The sequence below is a fragment of the Streptomyces sp. NPDC054847 genome (assembly GCF_053610925.1).
In genome coordinates, this window is record NZ_JBSGZJ010000334.1 from 1 (window position 1) to 7,912 (window position 7,912).

Consider the following 7,912-nt stretch of genomic DNA (forward strand, 5'->3'; position numbering starts at 1 on the left):
GTGGCCTTCCACGGCCACCGCCCCCTCGGACGCGAACAGGAATCCTTACGCGGCGAGCTTCGCCAGTGCCGCGTCGATCCGGGCGAGGGTCTTGTCCTTGCCCAGGATCTCCAGGGACTCGAAGAGCGGCAGGCCGACCGTGCGGCCGGTCACGGCGACGCGGACCGGGGCCTGCGCCTTGCCGAGCTTCAGGCCGTGCTCCTCACCGGCGGCCAGGACGGCCTCCTTGAGGGACTCGGGGCTGGTCCAGTCGGCGCCTTCGAGCTTGGCGCGCGCCGTGGTGAGCAGCGCCACCGGGTCGCCCTTCATGGCCTTGGTCCAGGACGCCTCGTCCTCGACGGGCTCGTCCAGGAAGAGGAAGTCGACGTTCGCCGTGATGTCGGAGAGGACCGTGAGCCGGGTCTGGGCGTGCGGGGCGATGGCCTCCCACGCGGCGCGGTCGAAGCTCTCCGGCGCCCAGTTGGCGTGCGGGGCCTTCAGCCACGGCTCGCAGGCCTCGGTGAACGTCTTCACGTCCAGCATCCGGATGTGGTCGGCGTTGATCGCCTCGGCCTTCTTCAGGTCGAAGCGGGCCGGGTTGGCGTTGACGTCCGCGAGGTCGAACTTCGCGACCATCTCCGGGATCGTGAAGATGTCCTGGTCGGCGGAGAAGGACCAGCCGAGCAGGGACAGGTAGTTGAGCAGGCCCTCGGGGAGGAAGCCGCGCTCCCGGTAGAGGTTGAGGGACGCCTGGGGGTCGCGCTTGGAGAGCTTCTTGTTGCCCTCGCCCATGACGTAGGGCAGGTGCGCGAAGGACGGGATCTCCTTCGCGATGCCGAGCTCGATGAGCGCCTTGTAGAGCGCGATCTGCCGCGGGGTGGAGGACAGCAGGTCCTCGCCGCGCAGGACGTGGGTGATCTCCATCAGCGCGTCGTCGACAGGGTTGACGAGCGTGTAGAGCGGGGCGCCGTTGGCGCGGACGATGCCGTAGTCCGGGACGTTGTCCGGGGTGAAGGTCAGTTCGCCGCGGACGAGGTCCGTGAAGGTGATCGGCTCCTCCGGCATCTTGAAGCGGACGATCGACTCGCGGCCCTCCGCCTCGTACGCCGCCTTCTGCTCGGCGCTCAGCGTGCGGCACTTGCCGTCGTAGCCGGAGGGCTTGCCGGCGGCGCGGGCGGCGTCGCGGCGGGCCTCGAGCTCCAGGGCCGTGCAGTAGCAGTGGTAGGCGTATCCGCCGGCCAGCAGCTTCTCGGCGACGTCCTTGTAGGTGTCCATCCGCTGCGACTGGCGGTAGGGGGCGTGCGGGCCGCCGACCTCGGGACCCTCGTCCCAGTCGAGCCCGAGCCAGCGCATCGAGTCGAGCAGCTGGTTGTAGGACTCCTCGGAGTCACGGGCCGCGTCGGTGTCCTCGATGCGGAAGACCATGGTTCCGCCGGTGTGCCGGGCGTAGGCCCAGTTGAACAGGGCGGTGCGGACCAGGCCCACATGGGGGTTGCCGGTCGGGGAGGGACAGAAACGTACGCGGACGGAGCCGTTAGCCACGCTTGATCACCTTGTTGGTGAGAGTGCCGATACCTTCGATGGTGACGGCGACCTCGTCGCCGACGTTGAGCGGGCCCACCCCCGCGGGGGTGCCCGTGAGGACGACGTCGCCCGGGAGCAGCGTCATGGCCTCGGTGATGTGCACGATCAGGTCCTCGACGGACCGGACCATCTCGCTGGTGCGGCCCAGCTGGCGCTGCTCGCCGTTGACGGTGCACTGGATCGTCACGTCGGCCGGGTCGAGGTCGGTCTCCACCCAGGGGCCGAGCGGGCAGGAGGTGTCGAAGCCCTTGGCCCTGGCCCACTGCTTCTCGCGCTGCTGCACGTCGCGCGCGGTGACGTCGTTGGCGCATGTGTAGCCGAAGATGACGTCCTTGACGCGTTCGCGGGGAACCTCGCGGCACATCCGGCCGATGACGACGGCGAGCTCGGCCTCGTGGTGCAGCTCGTTCGAGAACGAGGGGTACTCGATGGCGTCACCGGAGCCGATCACCGAGGTGGTGGGCTTGAAGAAGGCGACGGGTACGTCCGGGACCTCGTTGCCGAGCTCCGCCGCGTGCTCCGCGTAGTTGCGGCCGATGGCCACGACCTTGTTGGGGAGCACGGGCGGCAGCAGACGGACCTTGCTCAGCGGGACCTTGGTCCCGGAGAGCTCGAAGTCGGCGTACGGAATGCCCTTGATGATGTCGAGGACAAGGCCGTCTGGGCCGTCCTCGACCGCGCCGAAGGCGACATTGCCGTCGATGGAGAACCTGGCGATGCGCACGGGATGCTGTCGCCCCTCTTTACTTGGTCGCTGGCCGGAGACTGACGCTCCAGGCTAACGCGGCGAGGGACGCCCGACCGGCTGCGTCACCGTGTACGTGACGGCGGTGATGACGCCGGCGGTCAGCGGACGGGGGCGTCCATGAGGATCGTGCGGCGGGGGTTGGCCGTCTGGGTCGGAAGCTCGAGCGAGTGCTCCTGCTGCTCCGGCGTCTGCAGCTCCTCCGCGTCCTTGAGGTGGGCGAGGGTGGTGCGCCGGGGGTTGGCTATGTTGCGGAACATCATCGTCGTCTTCATGTGGTGTGTCTGACCTTGTCCGAGTGCGGGCGCTGTGGAGGAGCGCGGTTGACGGATTGCCCATCCCTGTAAAGCGTCAGGCTAAACATCGGATTCCCGTCGAATGCCAGGAAGACTCAACGATCACCGTGTGAGTTTGCTCACGAAGAGACGGGCAAAACAGGCAATACGGACCCCTGATGACGCATGCGGAACCGGACATTAAGCCACTGAAGCCCTTATTCCGCTCCTGATCATCGCGACTGGGACACCCCCTCCCCCTAAGCGACTCGTGGACAGAAGTCCGTTTTACCCAGGAACGACCCCCACGACTTGTGACCGCACGCTTACATCGTGTCATCCAGGTCACAGGCCGGTACGTGGCCCTTGTTGGAGATCCGGCACTGTGCTGGAATTCCACGAACCGCCGCGGGTTTCGAACCGGCGCGCAAGGGCGCAACGCAGCGCCGAGTTGCGGCGGGGAAGGGGGAGCAGCGCCGGTCACTCACGACCACCATGGGGCGCGATCATTGCCCCACGACGCCGACACCGTCCCGCCGTACAAGCGGAGGGACGCCTGGTCCAGAGGTTGCGACGCTAGTGCAGGGACGTTTCAAGAGGGATGGCAACAGCGCGGCGGAACAGGAGCCGCGCGGCGGGACCGACCGCGGCTCCTCGCCCCAGCACACCCACAACCAGGGACCGGCGGCCCCCGGCGACGGTGGTGAGCGCGCAGGCCGCGCCGGCGCCAAGGCGTCCGGCGTCAAGGCCTCCCCGGCCGACGGCGCCGGCTCACCGGCCAGGCCGAAGGGCCCCACGGACACCGGTTCGCGAATAGCGCTGCGCAACTGGCGCATCAGCACGCGCCTCGTGTCCCTGCTCACCCTGCCGGTCGTCGCGGCGACCACGCTGGGCGGACTCCGTATCAACGAGTCCATGGACGACATGAAGCAGCTGGACCACATGCAGCTGCTCACCAAGATGACGACGGAAGCGACCGAGCTGGCGCACGCGCTCCAGCAGGAGCGTGACCTCTCCGCCGGCCCGCTGGCCAACGGCTCCGTCGACACCGACTTCAAGGTCTCCGGCCCGCGTACCCAGACCGACCGCGCCCGCAAGGCCTTCCTCGAGGCCACCCGTTCCATCCCGAACAAGGACGACGACGAGGCGCTGGAGTCGATCCGCGCCAACGCGAACCAGATCGCCGTCCAGGTCAACAACCTCAACACCATCCGGAACACCGCCTACAAGGGCAAGGTTCCGAAGTCGCAGACGGTGGAGGGTTACAGCCGTCTGATCGAGTCGCTGCTGAGCCTCTCCCAGGACATGGCGCAGGCGACCAGCAACCCCGAGATGATCAAGCGCACGCGCGCCCTGGCGGCGTTCTCCTCCGCCAAGGAGTACGCGTCGATCCAGCGCGCCATCATCGCCGCGGCCCTGCCCGGCGGTGACGACGCCGCGACGCCCGGCCTCACGGAGAACGACCGCCTCTACGGACAGGCGGCGCTCGAGAACGGTGAGACGGAGCTCAAGAGCTTCAAGGCGATCTACGAGTCCACCGGCGGTGACTCCGAGGAACTGACGGCGCCGCTGGAGAACGAGAACCCGACGATCACCGCGGCCGAGCAGTACGCCAAGCGCGTCCTGGAGAACGAGAACGGCCTCGCGCAGCTGCCGATCCGTTCCCACCTGGACTGGACCGACGACTACTCGGTCCGCATCAACGCGATGAAGACCATCGAGCAGACGCTGCTCGGCCAGATGGAGGCCGAGGCGCGCAAGCTGCGCGAGGCGTCCCAGCAGGACGCCATCATCAACGGTGCGCTGATCCTCATCGTCCTCGGCGTGTCCCTCGTCGGCGCGTTCGTCGTGGCCCGCTCCATGATCCGCTCGCTGCGCCGACTCCAGGACACCGCGACCAAGGTCGCCCAGGACCGTCTGCCCGAGCTGGTCAAGCAGCTCTCGGAGTCCGACCCGCAGGACGTCGACACCTCCGTCGAGTCCGTCGGTGTCCACTCCCGCGACGAGATCGGCAAGGTGGCCGCGGCCTTCGACGACGTGCACCGCGAGGCGGTCCGCCTCGCCGCCGAGCAGGCGCTGCTGCGGGGCAACGTCAACGCGATGTTCACCAACCTCTCGCGCCGCAGCCAGGGTCTTATCCAGCGTCAGCTCTCGCTCATCTCCGAACTGGAGTCGCGCGAGGCCGACCCGGACCAGCTCTCCTCGCTGTTCAAGCTCGACCACCTCGCGACCCGTATGCGCCGGAACGGTGAGAACCTCCTGGTCCTCGCGGGTGAGGAGCCGGGCCGCCGGTGGACCCGCCCCGTGCCGCTGGTCGACGTGCTCCGTGCCGCCGCCTCCGAGGTGGAGCAGTACGAGCGCATCGAGCTGGCCTCCGTGCCCGCCACCGAGGTCGCGGGCCGCGTCGTCAACGACCTCGTGCACCTGCTCGCCGAGCTGCTGGAGAACGCGACCTCGTTCTCCTCGCCGCAGACCAAGGTCCGGGTCACCGGTCACGCGCTGCCCGACGGCCGCGTCCTGGTCGAGATCCACGACACCGGCATCGGCCTCTCCCCCGAGGACCTCGCCGCGATCAACGAGCGGCTGGCGTCGCCGCCCACCGTGGACGTCTCCGTCTCCCGCCGCATGGGTCTGTTCGTGGTCGGCCGGCTGTCCCTGCGACACGGCATCCGCATCCAGCTGCGTCCCTCCGACTCCGGTGGCACGACCGCGCTGGTCATGCTGCCCGTCGATGTCGCCCACGGCGGCAAGAAGGCTCCGGCGAAGCCCGGTGCGGGCGGCCAGGGCGCCGCTGCGCCGGCAGGCGGTGCTCCGGCGGGTCTGCCCGGCCGTCCCGGTGGCCCCGGCGGTGGCCGTCCCGGCCTCGGCGGCGGCAACGCGGGCGGCAACAACGGCGGCAACAACGGCGGCGGCCCGCTCGGCGGTGCTCCCGGCGGCGCGGGAAGTGCTCCCGGCAACCGGCTCGGTGCGGGCGCGGCTCGCGGCCAGGTCGGCGCCGGTTCGGCTCCGCGCGCCGCACTGCCCGCCCGTGACGACGCCGGCCGTCCGGCCCAGGGCATGCAGAGCGCCCCGGGCATGCCGGGACCGGGCCAGCAGGGACCGGGCCAGCAGGGCCAGGGCGGCAGGCCCGGCCAGGCGCAGGACGGCCCCCGTCATGGCGGCGCGTTCGGCGGCGGCCGTGGTGCGCAGGGTGCTCCTGCGCGCAACGAGGCTCCCCAGAACGGTTTCCAGAAGGGTGCGGCGCCCGCCGCGGGCGACCGCGGCCGTCAGCTGCCCCCGCCCGGCGGTCCCCGTGCCGAGCTGCCCGGCGGCCCCGCGCCCCGGCGCGACGAGCCCGTGCCGCCGCGGCCGCAGCGCCCGCAGACCACCAGCTGGGGCAGTGAACAGCCGCCGCAGCCGCAGCGCCCGTCCGCGGACGCGCCGCGCGGTCACGAGGACCACGACAGCAACCGGGGCCCGGGATCGACCGCCGAGTTCGTGCGGCCCGACTACAACGCCGGTCCGCCGCAGGCCGGCCTCCCGGCCGGTCCCTCCTCGACGGGGCAGTTCGTGCGCCCCGACGTGTACGGGGCGTCGAACCAGTCCTCCGCCGGCCAGTACGGCCGCCCGGAGGCGCAGGACCCGGCGTCCACGGCCCAGTTCGCCCGCCCGGACTTCGGAGCGCCGCAGCCGCCCGCTCCGCAGCGCCGTGACGAGTCGAGTTTCGCGCCGCCGCGGCCGGCGGCCGGGCTGCCCGCCCCGCATCAGCCGGAGGCCCTGCCCCCGGCCGGGCCCGGTGACGGCCGTACCCCGCTGTACGACACCCTGGAGACCAACTGGTTCCGCGGTGTGCAGGGTGGCGGCCGGCCCGCCGACGAGCAGCAGGCACCGGTGGAGCGTCCCGCTCAGCCGGCCCCGCAGCGCACACCCGCGCAGAGCCCGGCGACCCCGGGCAACGCGTCCCATGCGAGCGGTGCCTGGCGCTCCTCGCCCAACGACGAGTTGGTACGTCAGGCCGAGCGGGTCAGGAAGCCCGCGGCCGGCGGCGTCACCACCTCCGGCCTGCCCCGGCGGGTCCCGCGCGCCAACCTCGTGCCGGGCACCGCTCAGGAGCAGAACCACCAGGCCGGTCCGCAGGTTTCGCGCGCGCCGGACGATGTGCGTGGCAGGCTGACCAATCTCCGCCGGGGCATCCAGCAAGGCCGTCAGCAGAACAGCTCGACGACCGGAAGCTTCAACCTCGGCCCCTCTCACCAGCAGGAGCGTTAGTTGAGCCCGATGAGCCAGGCGGCGCAGAATCTGAACTGGTTGATCACCAACTTCGTGGACAACACCCCAGGGGTGTCGCACACGGTGGTGGTCTCCGCCGACGGTCTTCTGCTGGCGATGTCAGAAGGTTTCCCGCGCGACCGCGCCGATCAGCTGGCGGCCGTGGCCTCCGGTCTGACGTCGCTGACCGCGGGCGCCTCCCGGATCTTCGAAGGCGGTCCGGTGAGCCAGACCGTCGTGGAGATGGAACGGGGGTTCCTCTTCCTCATGTCCGTCTCCGACGGATCCTCGCTGGCCGTGCTCGCGCACCCCGACTGCGACATCGGCCTCGTGGGTTACGAGATGGCGCTCCTCGTGGACCGTGCGGGCAGCGTCCTCACCCCGGACCTGCGCGCCGAACTCCAGGGAAGCCTTCTGCACTGAGCCCGAGCCGCGAGCCGAACCCCACGCACCGGCTCGCGGCGATCAGCCAACGCACCGTCACCAGCACGGCCGCCAAAGGCCCCCCACCGGCCCAACCAGACGGCACAGCCGACCACTTGCTGTCACGCCCGGAGGATTCATGACCCCGCCACCCGCCTCTCACGATCCGTACGGTACGTCGGTAGACGCGTACGGGGACGAGGGCGACCAGCCGCTGGTACGTCCGTACGCCATGACCGGCGGCCGGACCCGGCCGCGCTACCAGCTCGCCATCGAGGCGCTGGTCAGCACGACGGCCGATCCGGCCCTGCTCGCCGGGTTGCTTCCCGAGCACCAGCGGATCTGTCATCTGTGCCGGGAGGTCAAGTCCGTCGCCGAGATCTCGGCGCTGCTGTCGATGCCGCTGGGTGTCGCGCGGATCCTTGTCGCCGACCTGGCGGAGGCCGGCATGGTGGCCATTCACCAGCCGGGCAACGGAGAGGCCGGCGGCACGCCGGATGTGACACTGCTCGAAAGGGTGCTCAGTGGACTTCGCAAGCTCTAGCGGCGGTGCTGCCCGATCGACCACCAGCGCGAAGATCGTGGTGGCGGGCGGCTTCGGCGTGGGCAAGACCACGTTCGTCGGCGCCGTCTCGGAGATCAACCCGCTGCGTACCGA

6 protein-coding genes and 1 pseudogene are annotated in these 7,912 nt (G+C 70.4%); 4 read left to right on the top strand and 3 right to left on the bottom strand.

Translation table 11 applies throughout. The features are described from left to right. Positions 1 to 45: 45 nt before the first annotated feature. From gltX to ACWGH4_RS26140, 3 genes are all read right to left on the bottom strand, one after another. Positions 46 to 1,521 carry a glutamate--tRNA ligase gene (gene gltX / locus ACWGH4_RS26130; protein ID WP_453465272.1) on the bottom strand — a complete coding sequence of 492 codons (1,476 nt, stop codon included), beginning with the start codon at positions 1,519 to 1,521 and terminating at the stop codon, positions 46 to 48. After that, complete coding sequence (locus ACWGH4_RS26135) at positions 1,514 to 2,287, bottom strand: fumarylacetoacetate hydrolase family protein (protein WP_441266452.1); 774 nt, start codon at positions 2,285 to 2,287, stop codon at positions 1,514 to 1,516. Before ACWGH4_RS26135 ends, gltX begins: the two co-directional genes overlap by 8 nt. Positions 2,288 to 2,409: 122 nt before the next feature. Next, on the bottom strand, positions 2,410 to 2,583 hold the full coding sequence (locus ACWGH4_RS26140) for a hypothetical protein (protein WP_453465274.1): 174 nt from the start codon (positions 2,581 to 2,583) through the stop codon (positions 2,410 to 2,412). Positions 2,584 to 3,162: 579 nt separating this feature from the next. Between ACWGH4_RS26140 and ACWGH4_RS26145 the strand changes: the two genes are divergently transcribed. The 4 genes and pseudogenes from ACWGH4_RS26145 to ACWGH4_RS26160 form a co-directional block, all read left to right on the top strand. Next, positions 3,163 to 6,831, top strand: a complete 3,669-nt coding sequence (locus ACWGH4_RS26145; protein ID WP_453465276.1) for a nitrate- and nitrite sensing domain-containing protein — start codon at positions 3,163 to 3,165, stop codon at positions 6,829 to 6,831. Between the two features lie 9 nt (positions 6,832 to 6,840). Continuing rightward, positions 6,841 to 7,254 carry a roadblock/LC7 domain-containing protein gene (locus ACWGH4_RS26150; protein ID WP_005311457.1) on the top strand — a complete coding sequence of 138 codons (414 nt, stop codon included), beginning with the start codon at positions 6,841 to 6,843 and terminating at the stop codon, positions 7,252 to 7,254. A gap of 139 nt (positions 7,255 to 7,393) precedes the next feature. Beyond that, positions 7,394 to 7,798 carry a DUF742 domain-containing protein gene (locus tag ACWGH4_RS26155; RefSeq protein WP_005311458.1) on the top strand — a complete coding sequence of 135 codons (405 nt, stop codon included), beginning with the start codon at positions 7,394 to 7,396 and terminating at the stop codon, positions 7,796 to 7,798. Next, positions 7,779 to 7,912: pseudogene (locus ACWGH4_RS26160) on the top strand (ATP/GTP-binding protein); the annotation flags it as partial. The gene ACWGH4_RS26155 and the pseudogene ACWGH4_RS26160, both read left to right, overlap by 20 nt.

What these genes read in the sequence shown, in the direction of transcription:
- ACWGH4_RS26140 (WP_453465274.1), bottom strand. Translation starts at nt 2,583, where the DNA reads ATGAAGACGACGATGATGTTCCGCAACATAGCCAACCCCCGGCGCACC.
- ACWGH4_RS26150 (WP_005311457.1), top strand. Translation starts at nt 6,841, where the DNA reads ATGAGCCAGGCGGCGCAGAATCTGAACTGGTTGATCACCAACTTCGTG.
- ACWGH4_RS26155 (WP_005311458.1), top strand. Translation starts at nt 7,394, where the DNA reads ATGACCCCGCCACCCGCCTCTCACGATCCGTACGGTACGTCGGTAGAC.